The organism is Streptomyces viridochromogenes (assembly GCF_001270495.1).
GTDB classification, from domain to species: Bacteria; Actinomycetota; Actinomycetes; order Streptomycetales; family Streptomycetaceae; genus Streptomyces; species Streptomyces viridochromogenes_A.
Genome location: NZ_LGUR01000268.1, coordinates 1 through 21,454 on the forward strand (window position 1 = coordinate 1; position 21,454 = coordinate 21,454).

Below are 21,454 nucleotides of genomic sequence, written 5' to 3' on the forward strand. Positions count from 1 at the left end.
CCCGACCCGCCCGCCCCGGTGCGCAGGCCGTCCCGAAGGCGGCCCCGTGCAGCCCGGCCGACTTCGGCAGCCGAACCGGAGCCGCGCTCGTGGCCTTCGTCAAGGACTCGACCACGGACTGCGTCAACACCCTCTTCGCGGTCACCGGCACGGACGCCCGCGCCGTCTTCCGCGAGGCCCAAATGGTCACGATCGCCGAGGAGTTCACGCGCGCGGCCCAGCGGTATCGCGGCGACAACTCGGCCCGCATCCAGCAGCTCGTCCTGTTCCTGCGCGCCGGCTACTACGTGCAGTTCAACAACCCCACCGACACCGGCCCCTACGGCACCCGCCTGGCCCGCACCACCACCCGGGGCCTGGACGCCTTCTTCGCCCGCCCGTCCTCCGGGGCCGTCACCGCGGCCAACGGCGACGTGCTGAGCGAGGTCGTCATCCTCACCGACAGCGCCGACCGGCAGGCCCGCTATCTCAAGGTCTACCGGCGGGTGCTGAACGGCTACGACCGCTCCTACGACGCCATCCCCAGCATGCTCGCGGCCGTCAACGCCGTCTACACCCCGCTGTGGCGCGGCAACTGGAACGCGGACTACGTGGACGCCGTCGCCGCGGACCCCTCCATCGTCCGCACCCTCCGCCGGTTCGCGCTCGACCACCTCGACCTGCTCGCCACCGACCGCGCGTACCTGGCGTCCAACGCCGGGATGAACCTGGCCCGTTATGTCGAACACCCGGAGCTGCGGGCCACCGTGCGGCCCCTGACCAGGGAACTGCTGAACGCGTCCCGGATCACCGGTCCCACGGCCGGCCTGTGGGTGGCGGTGGCGACCCAGGCCGAGTACTACGACAGCGCCAACTGCTCGTACTACGGCGTCTGCGACCTTGCCGGCCAACTGACCAGGGCCGCCCTGCCGATCACCCACTCCTGCGACGCCACCCACACCATCCGGGCCCAGGCGCTCACCGCGGCCGACCTGGACGCGGCCTGCGCCAGCGTGCTCGGTCAGGACGCGTACGTCCACGACCTGGTCAAGGACGACGGCCCCATACCCGGCCAGTACCTGTCGACCATCGACCTCGTCGTCTTCGCCGGCAGCGCCGACTACCGCACCTACGCCGGGGCGATCTTCGGCATCAGCACGGACAACGGCGGCATGACCCTGATCGGAGACCCGGCGGACCCCGCCAACGAACCGTTCGCGGTCATGTACCAGAAGCCCCGGGACGACGGGCACGCCGCGCGGATCTGGAACCTCAACCACGAGTACACGCACTACCTCGACGCCCGCCACAACATGAAGGGCGACTTCGCCCAGCAGACCTCGGTGCCGGACGTCTGGTGGATCGAGGGAGTGGCCGAATACGTCTCCTACGGCTACCGCGGCATCACCAACGAGCAGGCCGTCGCGGAGGCGGGCAAGCACACGTACCGGCTGAGCACCCTGTTCCAGAACACTTACGCCAACAGCGACGTGACCCGCACCTATCCGTGGGGCTACCTCGCCGTGCGCTACATGTTCGAGCGTCACCCGGCCGACGTCCACCGCATGCTCGCCCGCTTCCGCGTCGGTGACTACGCGGGCGGACACGCCGTCTACGCCTCCGACATCGGCACCCGCTACGACGCCGACTTCGACCGGTGGCTGACGGAGTGCGCCGCCGGTGCCTGCGCTGCCGTCGGCCGAGAGCGGTCTGCGGTATCTGCACGCTGATCAGCTCGTCGGCGCGCGGGTCGACGGGCAGGCCGTGTCCCGGTCGGCGGTCGCGGCTCGTGTGTCCAGGTGAGGCGCTTGTGGGTGTTGCGTGTCGAAGCACCGCAGGGATCTTCCGGAACGCACGCGGGACGTGCACAGTCAGGAGCCGCCATGCATCGGCGCATGGCACGGCACGTCGTCGGGAGGACAGCCGATGGGAGCTCACCACCGCCCGGAGCGGCCGGACAGCGCGGGCGCCACCGCGGACGGCATCGGCCGGCGCACGTTCCTCGGATACGTGGTGGCCGCCTCGACCCTGACCGTGGCGGCCCCACTGGGCGAGACACTCCTCGCACCCACCGAGGCGGCCGCGGCGGTCCCCTCCGTGCCCGGCCCGGCCGAGATCTACGACCTCAACGACATGCTCACCCACGCCGCGCTGCCCACGGCGAACCTGATCACCATCCGGATCGAGGCCGACGGCACGGCCTCCTTCGCCCTGCCCCGCGCCGAGGTGGGCCAGGGCATCACCACCTCCAGCGCCATGCTGATCGCCGAGGAACTGGACCTCCCGCTGGAGAAGATCCGGGTCGCGCTCGCCGACGCGCGGCCCGAGCTGCTGTTCAACCAGGTCACCGGCGGCTCGAACACCACCATCTCCACCTACACCCCGATCCGCGTCGCCGCCGCCGTGGCCCGGGGCCGCCTCCTGAGGGCCGCCGCGCTCGCACTGGGGGAGGCCGTCGACACCCTGACCGCGAAGGCGGGGATCATCACCTCGACCGTGACCGGCCAGAGCCTCGGCTACGGCGAACTCGCCGAGAAGGCCGCCTCGGTGGCCACCGGCCAGGTCTCCGTCACCCTCAAGGAGCCCTCCGAGTTCAAGGTCATAGGCACCGCGCGGCGGCGCATCGACGCGGTGGAGGCCGTCACGGGCCGCAAACGGTTCGCCATGGACGTGCACGTCCCGGGCGCGCTGCCGACGATGGTGTGCCGGCCCCCGACGATCAACGGCACGGTCCGCTCGGTGGCGAACCTGGACGAGGTGCGGGCCATGCCCGGCATCACGGATGCCGTACGCGTCCCGACCGGCGTCGCGGTACGCGGTCGTACCTTCGGCCAGTGCATCGACGCGGTACGCGCGCTCGAGGTCACCTGGGGGCCGGGAACGGCGGAGGACGCCTCCGACGACACGGTTCGCGCCGAACTCCGCAAGGCCGAACTCCCTCTCCCCGCCCTCGACTTGCTGACCGGGTCGGTCGACGCCCGCTTCACGTTCCACTTCGCCAGCAACAGCGCACTGGAGACCAACTGCGCTGTCGCCGACGTACGCGAGGACTCGGCCGAGATCTGGGCGAGCCTGAAGACGCCGATCGTCGCCCAGGAGGAGATCGCGCTCAAGCTCGGTCTCCCGGTGACCGCGGTCAAGGTCCATGTGACGGAGGGCGGCGGCTCCTTCGGCCGCAAGCTCTTCCACGACGCCGCGGCGGAGGCGGCCGAGATCTCGCGGGCCATGGGCAAGCCCGTCAAACTGATGTGGCACCGGACCGACGACTTCCGGCAGGGCCGCACCCACCCCATGTCCACCTCCAGGGTGCGCGCCACCCACGCGCTCGGCCAGGTGCTCACCTACGACCAGCGCCACACCTCCGTGGCCACCGACTTCGGCCATGGCGTCGGCGAGATCATCACCGCCGAGGCCGCCCGCCTGCCCGTCGGTGACCTCACCTTCTCCGAGACGATCTTCACGCTCACCCAGCAGACCCCCTACGACTTCGGCGTCGTGACCCAGCTCCTCAGCGAGACCGACAAGCGCTTCAACACCGGCTCCATGCGCAACATCTACTCGCCCAACGTGCGCTGCGCGCAGGAGCTGGTGGTGGACGAGCTGGCCAGGCGCATGGGCAAGGACCCCTACCGGTTCCGCCGCTCCTTCCTCAAGGAGGAGCGGGCACGGGCCGTGCTCGACAAGGTCGCCGAGGCGGGGGAGTGGGGCCGCGCCATGCCGGCCGGCACGGCGCAGGGCATCGCGCTCCACCCCGAATACCACGCGTACGTCGCGGTCCTCGCCGAGATCGACTGCCGCCCGGAGACGACCGGACGCGAGATCCCCGACGCGTACACGGGCCCGCGCGTGACGAAGGTCGTGTGCGCCGTGGACGTGGGGCTGGCGGTGAACCCGCGCGGCCTTCAGGCCCAGATGATGGGCGGCATTATGGACGGCATCGCGATCACCCTCAGCTCCGGGCTGCACCTCGCGGGCGGGCACTTCCTGGAGGGCAGTTGGGACAACTACTTCTACACCCGCCAGTGGAACACCCCGCCCGAGCTGGAGATCATCGTCATGCCGCCGACCGCCGAAACCCCCGGCGGTGCGGGGGAGTTGGCCGTGGCGGGTGCGATGGCGGCCGTGGCCTGCGCCTACGGTCGCGCGACGGGCAGGATGCCGACGACGTTCCCCCTCAACCACGGAGAACCGCTCGGCTTCGAGCCGCTGCCCACCAGCCCGCCGATCCCCGCGTCCCCCACCGACGGCCTGAGCCGCGCCTTCTAGGAGCCACCGTGCCCGAACACACCTTCATCCTGAACGGCGAGTCCGTGACCGTGGACATCGAGGACGACGTACGGCTGCTGTGGGTGCTGCGGGACGTCCTGGGCGTCACCGGTCCCAAGTACGGGTGCGGCCTCGGCGTGTGCCAGGCCTGCACGAGCCACATCAACGGCAAGGCGTTCAACCCCTGTTCGGTCCCGGTGAAGGACCTGCGCCCCACCGACGAGGTCACCACCATCGAGGGCCTGCCCGCCACGGTCGGCAAGGAGCTCCACCCCATGCAGGAGGCCTGGCTGGAGTACGACGTCGCCCAGTGCGGCTACTGCCAGCCCGGCCAGATCATGACCGCCGTCGCCAAGGTCCGCCGGGCCCGCGAGGAGGGCCGCGACATCACCGAGGCCGACCTCGACGAGATCCGCAACGTCTGCCGCTGCGGGACGTACCACCGCATCCGCGAGGCGATCGTGGCGGGTGCGAAGAAGTACTGAACGCGCCCCGTGGCCGCGCGGGGTGCTCCGCCCGGCCACGGGGGCGTGCCCGTCGGCAGGTGGGACGCTGGGCGTGGGCCGGGTCCAGGGCGTTCAGGACGAGCCGCGTGGCCAGGTCGTTGTGCCCGTCTCGCGCTAACTGCGCACGCATGCGCTGCGGCCCAACGGCGGCTGAGCGGCCGGGGGCTACCCGGCGCGGACGGTTGCCAGCAGGTGGTCGCGGACCAGGGCGACATGCGGGTTGCCGGACGAGCCCGGGCGCTGGACGAGGAAGCCGGTGTTGATGGGCGGATCGTCCGGGTCGTGCAGCAGGACCAGTGAGCCCGAGGTCAGCTCGGCGGCGCACAGGTAGCGAGGGAGCACGCTGAACCCCGTTCCGCCCGCCACGGCCGCCTTGACCGCGTTGAGGTCGGGCATGGTGACCGCCGGGTGGCAGACCAGACGCTTGCCGAAGACATGACGCCAGTAACGGCGCACGATCGGCACGTCCTCGGCGTAGGCGACCAGCGGCACGCCGTGCAGCGCGGCGGGCCCGTCGGCGGCGATCCGCGCCGGTCCGCCGACGCGCTCCGCCCAGGAGGGAGCCGAGACCAGCACGAACTCCTCGTCCGTCAGCACCACCGAGGTCAGGGCACGACCACGCGGCCGGTAGGTCGCGATCACCAGGTCGTAGCGGCCCGCCCGCAGCTCCTCCAGGAGCGGTTCGGTCAGGCCGGGCGTGATGCGCAGCCGTACGCCCCTGTCGACCAGCGGCGCGAGGGCCGGCATCACGCGGTGGGTGAGCAACTCGGCCGGCCCGGCGAGATGCACCGGCTCCGCCGGGTGCACGTCCGCGGAGCCGCCCGGCCCCGTCACGGTGGCGAGGGCGTCCAGCGGCTCGACGATCCGGGAGGCGAGTTCGTCCGCGTAGGGAGCCGGGGCGACGCCGCGCGCCAGCCGCTGGAACAGCTCCCGGTCCAGCTGCCGCTCCAGCGTGCGGATCTGTGTGGTGACCGTAGGCTGGGACAGGCCCAGCAGGCGGGCGGCGGCGGTGAAGGAGCCGGTGCGGTAGACGGCGAGGAACGTGCGCAACAGGTTCAGGTCGACGTCCGCCGCACCGCCGAACGGAGCCTTCCCCGCCCGGGCCCCCTCCGCCTCCCCATCGGAATCCCTATGTCTCATATGCGTGAGCCTATTGGATTCCTATGGCAGAGCGTGCGTACGGTCGGGGTACCGGAACCCCACCTCGTGAAAGAGCACCCCATGTCGAAGATCCTGTTCGTGATGACCGGCGCCGACCACTGGACACTGGCCGACGGCACCAAGCACCCCACCGGCTTCTGGGCCGAGGAGGCGGTCGCCCCGTACGAGGCGTTCAAGGCCGCCGGTCACGAGGTCGTCGTGGCCACGCCGGGCGGCGTCGTACCGCCCGTCGACCAGGGCAGCCTCGCGGCCGAGTACAACGGCGGTCAGGAGAACGCCGACCGGGTCGCCGCGGTACTCGCCGCTATGACGGAGCTGCGGGAGCCGCTCCGCGTGGAGGACGTGAACCTCGACGACTACGCCGCCGTGTTCTACCCCGGCGGGCACGGACCGATGGAGGACCTGGCCGTCAACGCCGACTCCGGCCGGCTGCTGACCCTCGCCCTGGAGTCCGGCAGGCCGCTCGGCGTCGTCTGCCACGCCCCCGCCGCACTGCTCGCCGCCACCAAGGCCGACGGCACCAACACCTTCGCCGGCTACCGGGTGTCCGCGTTCACGAACGCCGAGGAGACACAGGGAGGCCTCGCCGACAAGGCCAAGTGGCTGCTGGAGGACCGGCTCACCGAGGCCGGTGTGCAGGTCCAGGTCGGCGAGCCGTGGGCCCCGAAGGTGGTCGTCGACCGCAACCTGGTCACCGGCCAGAACCCCGCCTCCGCCGCCCCGCTCGCCGCGGAACTGCTGAAGAGGCTGGGATGAGGCAGCGGCGCCGACCGGCTCGACGACCACGGAGGGGCCGCGAACTCACGGCTCCGAGGTCTCGGATTCGAGTGACTCCCGGGTCGCCGTGCCGTAGACGCCGGACTCGTCGTCGAGGATGACTCGGGTGAGCTGGTAGGTGCGTACCGCGCCCTCGACCGCGCGGTCGTAGTCGCCGTCGACGTCTCCGCCGTAGTGGCCGATCTGGCGGAGCCGGAGCTGGAGTTCGGTGACCTCCGGCCCCTGGTCGCCGAGGCGGAGGACCGGGGGCCGCCCTTCCGCCTCGGTCGGCTCGGGGGCGGCGCTGGTGGTCGCGCTCGCGCTGGAGGGGGCCGTGGTCGGGGTGGTGGGGGAGTCGGTCGGCGCTGTGCTGCTGTCGGTCGGGGGTGCGCTGGGCGATGACGTAGGGCTCGGCGACGGTGACGCGGAGGCCGTACCGGCGGACTGGCCCTCCGGGGAGGTGCCGGCCTCCGTGGGGCCGTCCGGGACGGGCGCCCGGACGTCGTCGGTGACGGAATCGTCTCGTGCGGGGCTGTCGTACCGGTACAGGCCACCCAAGTAGGCACCCGTCAGCAGGACGGCCAGAGCGGCGCCCGCCCCGGTGATGAGGAGGGTGCGATGTCCGCGCCGGGGGCTTCGCCGGACTTCCGCGTCGAGGAGCGGCGCCTCGCCGCGCACCGTCACTCCCGTGGGCGGGGGCGCGGGTGTGGACGGGGGCGTGGGCGCGGCATCGTCCTCCGTGTCCTTCAAGTCCCCTGGTTCCTGCGGGACTTCGGCACCTCCAGCCCTGGTCGATCCAGCCGTTCCAGCCGTTCCATCGGTCCCGGCGGTCCCGGACGTCCCGGTCTCGTCACCGAGCTCCACGAACGGGCGTATCCGTACCGGATCGAAGTCCTCCGCGGCCGCCGCCTGCGCCGTGCGTGTGTCGCGGTGGGCCTCGGAAGCGCGGCGGGCGCAGGAGCAGGCGGGAGTTCCGTCCGCAGCCCGGGGCGTACCGCACTCCGGGCAGACGGGGCCGTTCGGTTGACTCACGTAGGGGTCCCTCTCCGTGCAGGAGGCAGAGTTTAGGCATATGTTCTGCACATAATCTCCATGGCCCCGGATGTTGGCGGAACCAGGGCCTCCGAAGCGTCCGGAAACAGGCACGCGAGAGCTCGTTCGGGGGTGTCGCTCACGCCGAACGGCGTGGCGGTGCACCCGAGGTTCCTGGTGTGCCCGGCGTACCCGTGGTGGGTCGGCCGACGTGGGCGGTGAACCAGTCGCGGGCCAGTTCGGCGACGGTGGTGAGGGTCCCGGGTTCCTCGAAGAGGTGGGTGGCGCCCGGCACCACGGCGATCCGGTGCTCGCAGTGCATCCGGTCGGCGGCGAGGCGGTTGAGACTGAGCACCTGGGTGTCGCGGCTGCCGACGATGAGAAGGGTCGGGGCGCGAAGGCGGGTCAGCGCCGCCGGAGTCGCCAGGTCCGGCCGGCCGCCGCGGGAGACGACCGAACGGACCTCGGAGCCGGACAGCGCGGCCGCCTCCAGCGCGGCGGCTGCTCCGGTACTGGCCCCGAAGTAGGCGACGGGCAGGCCGGTTTCACCGCGCAGCCACACGGACGCGGCGTGCAGCCGCCGGGCGAGCAGGAAGATGTCGAAGACGTTGTGCCGTTCGTGCGCCTCGTCGTCGGTGAGCAGGTCGAGCAGCAGAGTGGCCAGGCCCGCGCGGTTGAGGGCGTCGGCGACGTACTGGTTGCGCGGACTGTGCCGGCCGCTGCCACTGCCGTGCGCGAACGCCACCGCGGCCGCCGCCTCGTCCGGCACCACCAGGCGGGCGCCCAGCCGGGCTCCGGCGGCCGGGATCCGCACCTCGCGGTTCGACGGCCCCGCCCCGGCGGGAGCGCCCTGCGCCGGGCGGGCTGCCGCTGCGAGCAGCGACGTGACCTCGGCGTCCGAGGTCTGCGCGAAGTTCCGGTACCAGGCCCCCACCGAGCCGAGCACCTGCGGTGTCTGCGGGCACACGACCTCGTCCGCCACCCCTCGCAGCCGGGCGACGCTGTGCTCCGGTCCGACAGGCACCGCGAGCACCACCCGGGCCGCCCCCTGTCCCCGTACGACCCGACAGGCCGCCTCGGCGGTGGCGCCCGTGGCCAGCCCGTCGTCCACCACGACCGCGGTACGCCCGCCGACCGGCAGCGCGGGCCGCCCCTGCCGGTAACTCCGCACACGCCGTTCCAGCTCGGCCCGCTCGGCCGCCTCGACGGACTCCTGCTCCGCCGTGTCGAGCGCGGCCTCGGCGATCACGTCCCGGTTGAGGACACGGACTCCGTGCTCGCCGATCGCCCCGAAACCCCACTCCGGCTGCCGGGGCACACCCAGCTTGCGCACCACCAGTACATCCAGCGGGGCGCCGAGCCATCGCGCCACCTCGGTCGCCACGGGCACCCCACCCCGCGGCAGCCCCAGCACCACCACATCCCGGCCGCGCAGCTCCGCCAGCCCCTCGGCCAGCATCCGCCCGGCCGCCCTGCGGTCGTCGTATCGCATCGCCGCCTCCCGCGCCCATACGGGCGGGAGCCTGTCCCTACCTCTTCAGGCTACGACGGTTCCGTTGATCCCCTGAGGGCTCTCGCCGGTCGTAGGAATGCTCCACTCCGGATCGGGTACGCGAGCAGAACCGCACCGGGGAGGAGTACGCCCTGTGCGGCCCGCACGAACGCCGCTACCAGGGGATCTGTCATGAAGACACCAGCGAACGACAACACCGCCACACCGGCCCGCCGTGCGCTGGACGCGCTGGCCGACAACACCGAGGACAGGGTCGCGATGGACACGCTCGCGAGCAGCGACGTCCTCGTCCCCGTGCCCGACGACGCCAACGAACAGGACGCCACCGACCCCGCCGCCGTGGCCCTGCCGGTCATCGAGCGGCCGGGCGGCGAGCCGGTCGTCCCGGTCTTCACCTCCGAGCCCGCGATGGCCGAGCTGCTGCCCTTCGTCTCCCGCTACCGTCTGGTTCCGCTGGGCGCACTCGCCTCGCAGTGGCCGGCCGATGACCTGGCGCTGACCATAGACGCCGGCTCCTCACACCCGCTGACGCTGACGTCGGAGGGCGTGCGGACCCTGCTGGCCCGGCCCTAGCGCGGCCGACCGCGCGACGGACGACCTGAAGGGGATGAGCGGCGGCACCGGTGCCGCCGCTCATCCCCTTCAGGACGTCCGGAACTGCTCCCTGCCGCAGGGTGCTTCGGACCCACGGAGCGGGAAGATCCCACGCGGAGGGATTCCGCCGGGAGGGCCGAGCGCGAAGGGGTGGGGAGTCGTCTTGAGGGTCGTCCTGCTCGGTACCGCCGCCGGAGGCGGCCTCCCACGGTGGCACTGTGCCTGCGTGCGGTGCGCCGCCGCCCGTGAGGGCAAGCTGCCCGCCCGCGGCCCGGAATGCGCGGCGGTCACCGGCAACTCCCGCGACTGGTGGCTGCTGAACACCTCGCCGGACATCCGCGCCCAGCTCACCGCGGCCCCCGCGTTGTGGCCCCGCCCCCGGCACGCTCCGGTACGGGGCGTCCTGCTGACCGACCCCGAGGCCGATCACGTGGCCGGCCTGGCCGTGCTGCGCGAGACGGCGGGACTGAAGACCTATGCCACCCCACCGGTGCTCACCGCCCTGACCCCGGCGCGGGTGGCCCTCCACCGCCACGCCCCGTGGGAGTGGGCGGACAGCCTTGCGGAGGGCGGATTCGTGCTGGCCGGCGGGCTGGTCGTCACGGCGCACCCCCTGGCGGGTGAGCCGCCGGCGTACGTACCGGCCCGGCCGTCGGACGACCGCTGGGTCACGGCGTACCGCATCGAGGACCTGGCCACCGGCGGTGTCCTGGTGTACGCGCCCCGTGTGAGCGCCTGGACCCCGGCGCTGGACGACCTGATCGAGACGGCGGACTGCGTCGTCCTGGACGGCACGCACTTCGACACGAACGAGGTGGCACGAGCCGGCCGCCATCTGCCCGTCTCAGGGGTGGTCGGCAGCCTCGCCGCCCTGGCCCGGCATCCGCACGCCCGCCGGATCTACACCCACCTGGCCGACACGAACCCGCTGCTCGACCCCGCCTCGGCGGCCTGCGCAAGGGTGGCCGAGGCGGGCGTCGAAGTGCTGCCGGACGGGGCGGAGTTCGTGTTGTAGCCGCCCGACGTCAGCCGCTCAGCATCCGGGCCAGCACGTCGCGTTGCAGCGGCAGGACCTCCGCGTGCAGATCACGGCCCTTGCGGGTGAGGGTGACGTAGACGCCGCGCCGGTCCTCCGCGCAGACGGAACGCTCCACCAGGCCGTCCTTCTCAAGTCGCCCGATGAGGCGGGACAGGGCGCTCTGGCTGAGATGGACCCGTCCGACCAGGTTCTGCACCCGGCACTGCCCGCCCTCCTCGGGCGTCGCCGCCGCGAGGATGTCGAGCACCTCGAAGTCGCTTGCGCCGAGGCCGTGCGGGTGCAGTACACGGTCGATCTCGCACATCGTGCGGGCGTGCACGGAGAGGATGTCCCGCCACCGGTCCTCGAGCCCGGTGGCGGCCGTCTTCACTGCCATACCAGGCACGGTAGCACCGATCCGGCCATTTATTGACTGTGCAAATAGTGCGTGCGCAAGAACTTGGCCGGGCGAGGGAAGCGCCGCGTCTCAGCCGGTCGGGTCCTGGAGCAGCCCCAGGAGATTGCCGTCGGCGTCCTTCACGGAGGCGATGAGCCTGCCGCCACCGACGTCGTGGACGTCCTGAAGCGTCTCGGCGCCCGCCTCCAGCAGGGCCGCGAGGGTGGTCCTGATGTCGTCGACATGCCAGTAGGGGACCGGGCCGGTCATCCCCTTCGCATGGCCGTTGGGGTCCAGGCCGACGTCCTGCCCGGCGTCCTTGAAACCGACGTAGTACGGCTCGTCCGCATACGGTTCCGTGCCCAGCAGGGCCCTGAACAGGGCCTTCGTCCCGTCGAGGTCCTTGACAGGGTAGATGATCGTGTTGACTCCGGCGGTCATGGCGTACTCCTGACGTGAAGTGTGTGCCGACGGTTTTCGTCGGTGGTTTCACGCTAGGGCGGGGGAGCGGTGGGCGGCTTCTCGATTCCTGACCGGTCGCCCACCGCTCACGCCATTACGTCGACTCCCGCTTCACCAGTTCCGTCGGCAGGATCACCGCCGCCGGGTCCTCACCGCCGATCTGCGCGAGCAGCAACCGCACCATCTCGGCGCTGATGCGGTCGTAGGGCTGGCGCACCGTGGTGAGGGCGGGGGTGGCCTCCGTCGCCGCGCTGGAGTCGTCGAAGCCGCCCACGGACACGTCCTCGGGCACCCGGCGGCCCGACCGGTGCAGCGCCGTCAGGGCGCCCTGTGCCATCAGGTCGGAGGCCACGAACAAGGCGTCCATGTCCGGGGCCTGCGCCAGCAGCCGCTCGGTGCCCGCCTCGCCGCTGGCCCGGCTGTAGTCGCCGGAGACGATGAGCCGCTCGTCGATCTCGACGCCCGCTTCCGTGAGCACCTCCTTGTATCCGGCGAGGCGATCGACGCCGCCCGGGGTGTCCAGCGGGCCGCTCACCACGCCGATCCGGCGCCGGCCCAGTGACAGCAGGTGGCGCACCATGTCACGGGCGCCGTCCCGGTCGTCCGCCGCCACGTAGCTCACCTTGGAGCCGAGCCCCATGGGCTTGCCGCACTGGACGAGGGGCACGCCCGCCTCGCGCAGTTCGTCGGCCACCGGGTCCCCGGAGTGGCTGGACACCAGCAGCACCCCGTCGACGTGACCCGCCGTGATGTACCGCGTGATGCGTCGCCGTTCGTCCGGTGTGCCCGCCAGCATCAGCAGCAGCGGGATGTCGTGCGCCGCGAGCGCCTGCGTGCAGCCGCTGAGCAGGACGTTGAAGTTGGGGTCCTCGAAGAACCGCTCCTGCGGCTCGGTCAGCAGGAAGCCGATCGAGTCCGAACGCCCCGTGATCAGCGAGCGGGCGTGCCGGTTGACGACGTAACCCGTCTTGCGGATCGCCGCGTTGACCGCCTCCTGGGCGGTCGGGCTGACGTAGTGCCCGCCGTTGAGCACCCGTGACACCGTGCCCCGTGAGACTCCGGCCTCGCGCGCCACGTCGTGGATCGTCGGCGGTTTGCGTCGGCCCCCCGTGTTGCTCATGGTCATGACTTTACGGCTCCGGAGAGCAGATCCAGGCTCCAGAACCGCTGGACGACCAGGAAGAGCGCCACCAGCGGAATGACCGCGAGGAAGGCGCCGGTGATCACCAGCGTGTACAGCGCGGGCGTGTTGGCGCCCTGTTCGAGGAGCGTGAACAGGCCCAGCGTGATCGGGAACTTCTCGTCGTCGCTGAGCATGATGTACGGCAGCAGGAAGTTGTTCCAGATCGCCACGAACTGGAACAGGAACACCGTCACCATGCCGGGCACCATCATCGGCAGCGCGACCCGGGTGAAGAGCCGCCACTCGCCTGCCCCGTCCATCCGCCCGGCCTCCACCACGTCGGCGGGGACCGCGGCGGCCGCGTAGATCCGCGAGAGGTAGACGCCGTACGGTGAGAGGAGTTGCGGCAGCAGCACGCCCAGGTACGAGTCTGTGAGGTCGACCTTCGCCAGCAGCAGGTACTGCGGGATGGCGAGGATGACCGGCGGCATCAGCACACCCGCCAGCAGCACGTTGAAGATCGTCTCGCGGCCGCGGAAGCGGTAGATCGCCAGCGCGTAGCCGCTGAGTGCCGAGACGACCGTCGACAGCAGCGCGCCGAGGCCGGCGTACAGGGCGGAGTTGCCCATCCACTCCCAGTACACGCCGTCGCGGTAGGCGCTCAGGTCCGAGAAGTTGTCCGCGAAGCCCGTGCCCGGCAGGAAGGTGAACGTGGAGAACAGCTCACTGCCGGACTTGGTCGCCGCGATCACCACCCACGCCACGGGCAGCAGGCAGTAGAGCGCGCCGAGCAGCAGCGTGACCGTCGGGATCAGCGCGATCCGGCGGCGCAGCGGAGGACGGCTCTGCGCGGTGCCGGGTGTGGTGCCGGCGGCTGTGTCGGCCTTGCCGATGGCAAGGGAACTCATCGCACTCCTCCTTGACTGACGTCCCGCTTGTTCCGACGGTTCGCGGCCCGCAGGAAGCCGAAAGAGAGCAGCAGTGTCGCGAGGGCGATGATCGTGGCCTGCGCGGCCGCCGCGTAGATGTCGCCCTTGCCGAAGGCGTCCTGGTACACCTTCATCAACGGACTCCAGGTGGTGGACACGGAGTTGGTGAGCGGCTTGAGGGTGGTCGGCTCGCTGAAGACCTGGAGGGTGGCGATGATCGAGAAGAAGAAGGTCAGCACCAGGGAGGGCGCCACCATCGGGATCTTGATCCGCAGCGCGATCTGCAGCGGCGTGGCGCCGTCCAGCCTGGCCGCCTCGTACACCTCGGCCGGGATCGCCTGCAGCGAGGTGTAGATGACGATCATGTTGAAGCCGGTGCCGCCCCAGACCGCGATGTTGGAGAGGGCGAGGTACAGCGGCCCGCCGTCCAGCAGGTCGGGCTGCGGCATGCCCAGCTTCTCGAGCACGTAGTAGAACGGGCTGACGTCCGGCAGGTACAGGAAGCCCCACAGCAGCGCGGCCACGACGCCGGGGATGGCGTACGGCAGGAAGATCGCGAGCCGGGTGAAGGGCGCGAGCCGCACCTTGTCGGAGTCGAGCATCAGGGCGAAGAGGAGGGCGAGCCCGAGCATCACCGGCACCACGATGCAGCCGTAGCCGAGCACGCGCAGTGCGCCGTCGACCAGTTCGCTGTCGGTGAGGGCGTCGGTGTAGTTCTCCAGCCCGGCCCAGACCTCCTTGCGGGCGCCGGCGCCCAGGCCGAGCCCGGAGACCTTCACCTTGTGGAGGCTGAGCCAGACCGCGTACCCGATGGGCAGGGCGAAGAACAGCGCGAAGAGGATCGTCGCGGGGAGGAGGAAGAAGTAGGGGGCGCTTCGCGCTCGTTTGAGGGTGGTGGTGGGAGACGGGTGGGCGTACGGGGCCCCCTTCACCCCGTACGCCCTCCGGCTTGTGCTGGTCACTCGGCGACCTCGAAGCCCTGCTTCTCGAGGTCGGCGACCGTGTCGTCCTGCATGGTCTTCAGGGCGGCGGCGAAGTCCGACTTGTCCTTGGTGGCCTTGCCGAAGGCGTCCTTGAAGGTCGTGTAGGCGACGTTCACGTTCGGGCCCCAGGCCGACGGAGCCGTGGACTCGGCGATCTCGGCGGCCTTCGCGTAGAAGTCGGGCTGGTTGGAGAAGTAGTCCGGCGGTGTGGTGAAGGCGCCGCTGAGCTGGGCCGACGTGGAGGCCGGGTAGATGCCGCTCTCCTTGGCCAGCGCGTTGAGCGCGTCGCCGTCGGTGTTCAGCCAGGCGGCGAACTTGGCGGCGGCCGCCTTGTTCTTGGAGTCGGTGGTGACGGCGGTGGAGGAGCCGCCCCAGCTGCCGGTGACGTTCTCCGACTGCGACCACTGGGGGAGCGGGGCCATGGCCCACTTGCCCTTGGTGTCGGGCGCGGCCGTGGTCAGGGTGCCCGGGGCCCACACGGCGCTGACCCAGGCGATCTGCTTGCCCGTGTTGAGTGCCTTGTTCCAGGACGGCGTGTACATCGGCTGGTCGTCGATCGCGCCCTCCTTGACGAGGTCGCCCCAGAACCCCGCGACCTTCTGGGAGGCGGCGTCGTCGATGCCGACCTTCCACTTGTCGCCGGAGGTCGTCCACCACTTGGCGCCGGCCTGCTGGGCCAGGCCCGCGAAGAGGCCGGAATCGTTGGCGGAGAAGGTGGTCAGGTCCTTGTCCGGGGCCTTCTTCTTCAGCGCGCGGGCGGTCTCGGCGAACTCCTCCCAGGTGGCCGGGACCTTCAGGTCGTACTGCTTGAAGAGGTCCTCGCGGTAGTAGAACATCATCGGCCCGATGTCCTGCGGGACCGCGTAGACCGCGTCCGTGCCCAGCGTCGTCTGCTGCCACACACCCTCGGCGAACTTGTCCTTCGCGTCGCCGACCTCGCTCGCTATGTCCGCGACCGCGTCATTGCTGACCAGCGTGGGCAGCGCCTGGTACTCGGCCTGGACCAGGTCCGGCGCCTTGCCTGCCTTGTGCGCGGTGAGGATCTTGGTGACCAGCGTGTCGCCGGACGCCTGCTTCTTCACCGTGACCGTGATCTGGTCCTTCTTGCCCGGGCCCTTGTTCCACAGGTCGACGACCTTGTCCATGCCGGGCGTCCAGGTCCAGTACGTCAGCGACACCGGCCCCGACGCGTCCTCCCCGGCGTCTTCGGAGCCGCAGGCGGCGAGGGCGGTGGCGCCGAGGGCGACGGCGACGGACGTGGCTGCACTTCTGACAAAGAGTCGCCGGCGCTTCGTGTTGGGCATGGATCTCTCCCCTGACCTGGGGTCTCCGCCTGGTGCGAAGACCTGCCATGCTTCTGTGAGCGTTCACAGTAGAGAAACATCCCGGACACTTGTCAATGGTTGTTGCTGTGCGGTTATGTTGGGCTCACACCGCCGATCCGGTGTGTGCACGTTCCCAAATGATCGATTAAACGGGAGAGATCCATGCCGGAGACCACCCCCAGGGGCCTCACCAGGCTCGCCTTCGGTGGGGACTACAACCCCGAGCAGTGGCCGGAAAACGTCTGGCAGGAGGACGTCCGGCTGATGCGTGAGGCCGGCGTCACGATGGTGAGTGTCGGGATCTTCTCCTGGGCCCTGCTGGAGCCCTCACCCGGGGCGTACGACTTCGGCTGGCTGGACCGGCTGTTCGACCTGCTGCACGAGTACGGCATCCGCGTCGACCTGGGAACGCCCACCGTCTGCCCGCCGGCCTGGTTCTACCGCGCCCACCCCGAGGCCCTGCCCGTCACGCCGGAGGGGGTGCGCTACGAGTTCGGCTCGCGCGCCGCCATCTGCCACAGCAACGCCGACTACCGCGCGGCCGCCGCAAGCATCAGCACGAAGCTCGCCGAGCGCTACGGCGACCACCCGGCGCTCGCGATGTGGCACGTGCACAACGAGTACGGCGTCCCCGTCTCCGCCTGCTACTGCGACTCCTGCGCCGCGCACTTCTGCCGCTGGCTGGAGTCGACGTACGAGACGGTCGACGCGGTCAACGAGGCATGGGGCACGGCATTCTGGGGCCAGCGCTACGCCGACTTCGAGCAGATCAACCCGCCGCGCGCGACCCCGACGGCCGTCAACCCGGCCCAGGCCCTCGACTACAAGCGGTTCGCCGACGCCACCATGCGCGAGAACTTCGTGATGGAACGGGACATCCTGCACCGCCTTTCGCCGGGCGTCCCGGTCACGACCAACTTCATGACGGCCCTCAGTCAGTGCGACTCCGTCGACTACTGGGCCTGGGGCCGTGAGGTCGACATCGTCACCAACGACCACTACCTGATCACCGACGGCCGCCGCACCCACGTCAACCTGGCGATGGCCGCCGACCTCACCCGCTCGGTGGCCGGGGGAGCCCCCTGGATCCTGCTTGAGCACTCCACCTCGGGCGTCAACTGGCAGGCCCGCAACCCGGCCAAGGCCCCCGGCCAGATGGCCCGCAACTCCCTCGCCCATGTGGCGCGCGGCTCCGAGGGCGCCATGTTCTTCCAGTGGCGGCAGTCCCGGCGCGGCGCCGAGAAGTTCCACTCGGCGATGCTCCCGCACGGCGGCACCGACACGCGCGTGTGGCGCGAGGTCGTCGAACTCGGCGCCGCCCTCGACTCGTTGAGCACGGTCCGCGGTACCCGCACACAGGCCGACGTGGCGATGCTGTGGGACTGGCACTCCTGGTGGGCGCAGAACCTCGACTGGCGCCCCAGCGAGGACCACGACCCGCGCGAGCGCGCCGACGCCTTCTACGAGGTGCTCTACGACCGCCACCTCACGGTCGACTTCGCCCACCCGGAAGCCGACTTGTCGGCTTATCCCCTTGTCGTCGTGCCCGCGCTGTACCTGATGACGGAGACGGCCGGCCGCAATCTGCGCCGGTACGTCGAGAACGGCGGCACCCTCGTCGTGTCGTACTTCTCCGGCATCGTCGACGAGCACGACGCCGTGCACGAGGGTGCGTACCCCGGGCCGCTGCGGGACGTCCTCGGCCTGACGGTCGAGGAGTTCTCGCCGCTGCTCCAGGACCAGCTGGTACGCATCACCGGCCCGGACGGCTCCGAGCTCAGCGGCGACGTGTGGACCGAGTTCGTCGTCCCGCGCGGCGCCGAGACCGTCTGGACGTACGCCGACGGCCTGACCGCCGGCCACCCCGCCGTCACCCGGCACCGCCTCGGTGAGGGCACCGCCTGGTACGTCTCCACGCGCCCGGTCGCCGAGGGCCTCGACGCGCTGCTGGGCTGGGCGATCGAGGACGCGCAGGTCGCCCCGCGTGTCGACCTGCCCCGTGACGTCGAGGTGGTGCGCCGCGCCGGCGAGTCGGGCAGCTACCTGTTCGCCGTCAACCACACCGCGTCGGACGCCAAGGTGCCGCTGGAGGCACCCGGTACCGAGCTGCTGACCGGCGAACGCGCCGTGGGCCGCATCGAGGTCCCCGCGGGAGCCGTCCGGGTCGTACGACTCCACGGCTGAGCCGACTCCCCTCCGCCCGCGTGTGCCACGAGCCGCGGGCGGAGGGGCTCCTCACCGCCCAGGTGAGGGACACCCGCAACCTCCACCCTTACGTCGAAGGGACGACGGACGACGATGTTCCATCCCAGACGCACCCTCCGAGCCCTGCTGCTGCCGCTCGCAGCCGGACTCGCCCTCACCGCCCTGCCCGCGCAGACCGCCTCGGCGGCGAGCACGCTCACCAACGCCGGCTTCGAGTCGGACGGTACCGGCACCGCGACACCGGCCGGCTGGTCCACGTACTCGGCGGCCGGGCAGAACTCGGCCTCGTTCACCGAGTCCGGTGGCCATGGCGGGAGTTACCGCCTGACCCACTACGCGTCCTCCGCCTACAAGGTGGAGACATACCAGTACCTGTCCGGGCTGACCAACGGGAACTACAAGCTCACCGCCTGGGTCCGCTCAGGCGGTGGCCAGAACTCGGCGTACATAGCCCTGAAGAACTGCGGCGGCGCGGAACAGCGCACCGACCTTCCGGTTTCGGCGAGCGGCTGGATCCGTATTGTCGTGCCGGTCAATGTGACCAACAACCAGTGCACCATCAGCATCAACAGTGACGCCAACGCGGGCAACTGGATCAATGTCGACGACCTGACCTTCGCCTCCGGCACGGGCGGCACGTCGATCCACGGTGCCGACATCTCCTCCCTCGCCAAGAGCGAGGCGAAGGGCGGCGTCTACAAGAACAGCTCCGGCACGACCGGCGACGCGGTCACCATCCTGAAGAACGCCGGCATGAACTACGCCCGCCTGAAGGTCTGGGCCAATCCGGCCGACGGCTACAACAACAAGACGCGCGTCCTCGCCATGGCCAAGCGCGTCAAGGCGTCCGGCATGAAGCTGCTGGTCGACTTCCACTACTCGGACACCTGGGCCGACCCGGGCGCCCAGAGCAAGCCGTCCGCCTGGGCCGGGCACTCGTACAGTCAACTCAAGACCGACGTGTACAACCACACGTACGACGTGTTGAACGCGTTGAAGAGTCAAGGCACCACGGCCGACATGGTCCAGGTGGGCAATGAGATCAATGGCGGCATGCTGTGGAACGAGGGCTCCACGAGCAACTGGTCGCAGCTCGCCGGTCTGCTCAACTCGGGCTACGACGCCGTCAAGGCGGTCAACTCGTCCACCACGGTCGCCCTGCACCTCGCCAAGGGCGGTGACCTCTCCGGCACCCGCTGGTGGTTCGACAGCGCGGTCTCAGGCGGCGTGAAGTTCGACGCGATCGGCCTGTCGTACTACGGCTACTGGCACGGTTCGCTCTACGACTTCCAGACGACCCTGGACGACGCGGCCTCCCGCTACGGCAAGCCGGTCTTCGTCGCCGAGACGGCCTACCCGTTCCGGCTGGACAGCGAGGACTCGCACGAGGAGATCATCAACACCACCGGCGAACTGGTCTCCGGCTACCCGGCGAACACGGCCGGGCAGCGCCGCTGGATGAACGACGTGACGAGCATCGTGGAGGCCGTCCCGAACGGCCGTGGCCTCGGCGTCTTCTACTGGGAGGCGACCTGGACCGCCGTCTCCGGCAACGGCTGGGACCCGACCGACGCCTCCTCCGGCAACGGCTGGGAGAACCAGGCGCTGTTCGGCTACGACGACAAGGCGCTCTCGTCGATGGCGTGGTTCAGCCACCGGTGAGTCCGCTGAGCTCGTTGAATCCGTGACGAAGGGCCCGGCCGCGCGCTTGCGACCGGGCTCTGCCGCGTCCTGGCCGAACTGCCTTGTGTCGTACGGCCGTTCGGTACCGGACAAGGGTCGAAGAGTCCAGGACGCGGTGGATTCGGTTGCGGGACAGTGGGAAGACGCGTTACGACGCGGCCCGATGGAGGGGGGACGAGATGCTGAGGACTCCCGTCAGCGCAAGGCGCCTGGACATCCTGGAATGGCTGAAGGATCCGGTCGCGCACTTCCCGGACCAGCGGCAGGGCGACCCGGCCGAGGACGGCGTCACCGCGGACGCCGTGGCCGCGAAGCTCGGCGTGCCGCGCAAGGTCGCCGAGACGCATCTCGGCCTCCTCGTGGACATCGGCCTGCTGCGCACCAAGCGGATCCGGCGGCGCCTGTACTACCGCCGCGACGACATGCGGATCGCCGAGGTCGCCCGCATGTTCGAGAAGGGCTGGTAGGCAGGCAGGCAAGGGGTCGACGGCGGCCTTGGCGGATCACGGCGGCGAAGGGCAGACGCACATGGAACGTCCGGGGACTCTCGTCCCGCAGCACTACGTGGCGATCGGCGGCCGAGGCCCGGAGGACGTGGTCGCCGATGCCCGCGGCCGCGTGCTGACCGGCGTCGAGGACGGCCGGATCCTGCGCCTCGACGGCCTGACCGACCCCGCCGAGACCCGCGTCGAGCCCCGCGTCGAGGTACTCGCCGAGACCGGCGGCCGACCCCTCGGCCTCGAACTCCTCCCGGACGACGCCCTGTTGGTGTGCGACGCCGAACGGGGACTGCTCCGCGTCGACCTCACCGACGGCACCGTGGACATCCTCGCCGACTCGGTGGCGGGGGAGCGGCTGCGCTTCTGCAGCAATGTCGTCGCCCTGCCCGACGGCAGCGTCTGCTTCACCGTCAGCAGCCGCCGCCACCCCCTGGACCACTGGATCGGCGACCTCGTCGAACACGCGGCGACCGGCCGCCTCCTGCGCCTCGCCCCCGGCGGCGACACCCCCGAAGTCCTCCTGGACGGCCTCCAGTTCGCCAACGGCCTCGCGCCGAGCGCCGACGGCTCCTTCCTGGTCGTCGCCGAGACGGGCGAGTGCCGCCTCACCCGCTACTGGCTCACCGGACCGCGCGCCGGACAGAGCGAGCCCTTCGTCGAGAACCTGCCGGGCATGCCGGACAACCTCTGGCGCGGCGCACCGGACGGCCCGATCTGGGTGGCGCTGGCCGGCCCCCGCGTACCCCCGCTGGACCTCCTCCACCGCGCCGCCCCCGCCGTCCGCCGCACCGCCGCACGCGTCGCCGTACGCGCCCCCTTCCACCCCACGGGCACGATCGGCGTACTCGCGGTCGACGACACCGGTCAGGTCGTCCACCACCTGGCCCGCCGCCGCTCCGGCTTCCGCATGGTCACCAGCGTGTGCGAGACCGGCGGCCGGCTGGTCCTGGGCAGCCTGTGGGAGCGGGGCGTCGCGGTGTGCGAGGCGCCCGTCCCCAAGTGAGCCCGGCGTACGCTGTTGA

19 protein-coding genes are annotated in these 21,454 nt (G+C 70.9%); 10 read left to right on the forward strand and 9 right to left on the reverse strand.

The genetic code is table 11. The features are described 5' to 3' along the window. From ADK36_RS44530 to ADK36_RS44540, 3 genes are all read left to right on the forward strand, one after another. The coding region (locus ADK36_RS44530) for a collagenase (protein ID WP_053201642.1) at positions 1-1,709 on the forward strand (1,709 nt) is incomplete at its 5' end. Between the two features lie 196 nt (positions 1,710-1,905). Further along, complete coding sequence (locus ADK36_RS44535; RefSeq protein WP_053201646.1) at positions 1,906-4,245, forward strand: molybdopterin cofactor-binding domain-containing protein; 2,340 nt, start codon at positions 1,906-1,908, stop codon at positions 4,243-4,245. A gap of 8 nt (positions 4,246-4,253) precedes the next feature. After that, on the forward strand, positions 4,254-4,730 hold the full coding sequence (locus tag ADK36_RS44540; RefSeq protein ID WP_048586640.1) for a (2Fe-2S)-binding protein: 477 nt from the start codon (positions 4,254-4,256) through the stop codon (positions 4,728-4,730). Positions 4,731-4,916: 186 nt separating this feature from the next. Here ADK36_RS44540 and ADK36_RS44545 read toward each other — a convergent pair whose 3' ends face one another. After that, positions 4,917-5,891 carry a LysR family transcriptional regulator gene (locus ADK36_RS44545; protein WP_078916718.1) on the reverse strand — a complete coding sequence of 325 codons (975 nt, stop codon included), beginning with the start codon at positions 5,889-5,891 and terminating at the stop codon, positions 4,917-4,919. Positions 5,892-5,972: 81 nt separating this feature from the next. On the opposite strand from ADK36_RS44545, the gene ADK36_RS44550 reads away from it, so the two are divergent. Beyond that, on the forward strand, positions 5,973-6,668 hold the full coding sequence (locus ADK36_RS44550) for a type 1 glutamine amidotransferase domain-containing protein (RefSeq protein ID WP_048586641.1): 696 nt from the start codon (positions 5,973-5,975) through the stop codon (positions 6,666-6,668). 45 nt (positions 6,669-6,713) lie between these two features. Here the strand turns inward: ADK36_RS44550 and ADK36_RS44555 are convergent, their stop codons facing one another. Continuing rightward, positions 6,714-7,418 (reverse strand): peptidoglycan-binding domain-containing protein, encoded by a 705-nt coding sequence (locus ADK36_RS44555; protein WP_234330107.1) that lies wholly within the window; start codon positions 7,416-7,418, stop codon positions 6,714-6,716. Between the two features lie 421 nt (positions 7,419-7,839). Beyond that, positions 7,840-9,192: a phosphoribosyltransferase gene (locus ADK36_RS44560; RefSeq protein WP_048586643.1), complete on the reverse strand. Its 1,353-nt coding sequence runs from the start codon at positions 9,190-9,192 to the stop codon at positions 7,840-7,842. A gap of 192 nt (positions 9,193-9,384) precedes the next feature. Here ADK36_RS44560 and ADK36_RS44565 point away from each other — a divergent pair, with 192 nt between their 5' ends. Both ADK36_RS44565 and pqqB read left to right on the forward strand, forming a co-directional pair. Further along, entirely contained in the window at positions 9,385-9,786 is a 402-nt protein-coding gene (locus ADK36_RS44565) for an SseB family protein (RefSeq protein ID WP_048586644.1), read from the forward strand. Positions 9,787-9,970: 184 nt separating this feature from the next. Beyond that, entirely contained in the window at positions 9,971-10,822 is an 852-nt protein-coding gene (pqqB, locus tag ADK36_RS44570) for a pyrroloquinoline quinone biosynthesis protein PqqB (RefSeq protein ID WP_053201647.1), read from the forward strand. A gap of 10 nt (positions 10,823-10,832) precedes the next feature. Here the strand turns inward: pqqB and ADK36_RS44575 are convergent, their stop codons facing one another. From ADK36_RS44575 to ADK36_RS44600, 6 genes are all read right to left on the reverse strand, one after another. Then, positions 10,833-11,222, reverse strand: coding sequence for a MarR family winged helix-turn-helix transcriptional regulator (locus tag ADK36_RS44575; protein ID WP_048586646.1), 390 nt, complete (start codon positions 11,220-11,222; stop codon positions 10,833-10,835). Between the two features lie 90 nt (positions 11,223-11,312). Continuing rightward, a complete protein-coding gene (locus ADK36_RS44580; RefSeq protein WP_053201650.1) occupies positions 11,313-11,663 on the reverse strand; it encodes a VOC family protein in 351 nt (116 codons plus the stop codon). Between the two features lie 115 nt (positions 11,664-11,778). Continuing rightward, positions 11,779-12,810, reverse strand: coding sequence for a LacI family DNA-binding transcriptional regulator (locus tag ADK36_RS44585; protein ID WP_048586648.1), 1,032 nt, complete (start codon positions 12,808-12,810; stop codon positions 11,779-11,781). Then, on the reverse strand, positions 12,807-13,715 hold the full coding sequence (locus tag ADK36_RS44590) for a carbohydrate ABC transporter permease (RefSeq protein WP_048586649.1): 909 nt from the start codon (positions 13,713-13,715) through the stop codon (positions 12,807-12,809). The genes ADK36_RS44585 and ADK36_RS44590 overlap by 4 nt, the downstream gene beginning before the upstream one ends. Next, positions 13,712-14,698, reverse strand: coding sequence for a carbohydrate ABC transporter permease (locus ADK36_RS44595; protein WP_199830378.1), 987 nt, complete (start codon positions 14,696-14,698; stop codon positions 13,712-13,714). The genes ADK36_RS44590 and ADK36_RS44595 overlap by 4 nt, the downstream gene beginning before the upstream one ends. Continuing rightward, entirely contained in the window at positions 14,695-16,023 is a 1,329-nt protein-coding gene (locus ADK36_RS44600; RefSeq protein WP_048586651.1) for an ABC transporter substrate-binding protein, read from the reverse strand. The genes ADK36_RS44595 and ADK36_RS44600 overlap by 4 nt, the downstream gene beginning before the upstream one ends. A gap of 183 nt (positions 16,024-16,206) precedes the next feature. Between ADK36_RS44600 and ADK36_RS44605 the strand changes: the two genes are divergently transcribed. The 4 genes from ADK36_RS44605 (at position 16,207) to ADK36_RS44620 (ending at position 21,435) form a co-directional block, all read left to right on the forward strand. Then, positions 16,207-18,228: a beta-galactosidase gene (locus tag ADK36_RS44605; protein ID WP_048586652.1), complete on the forward strand. Its 2,022-nt coding sequence runs from the start codon at positions 16,207-16,209 to the stop codon at positions 18,226-18,228. A gap of 114 nt (positions 18,229-18,342) precedes the next feature. Beyond that, the gene (locus ADK36_RS44610) at positions 18,343-19,911 is read left to right on the forward strand and encodes a glycoside hydrolase family 53 protein (RefSeq protein ID WP_048586653.1); all 1,569 of its coding nucleotides are present in this window, start codon (positions 18,343-18,345) and stop codon (positions 19,909-19,911) included. A 200-nt stretch (positions 19,912-20,111) separates the two neighbouring features. Then, complete coding sequence (locus ADK36_RS44615) at positions 20,112-20,399, forward strand: helix-turn-helix domain-containing protein (RefSeq protein WP_048586654.1); 288 nt, start codon at positions 20,112-20,114, stop codon at positions 20,397-20,399. Between the two features lie 61 nt (positions 20,400-20,460). Then, the gene (locus ADK36_RS44620) at positions 20,461-21,435 is read left to right on the forward strand and encodes an SMP-30/gluconolactonase/LRE family protein (RefSeq protein WP_048586655.1); all 975 of its coding nucleotides are present in this window, start codon (positions 20,461-20,463) and stop codon (positions 21,433-21,435) included. The last annotated feature ends 19 nt before the right edge of the window (positions 21,436-21,454 follow it).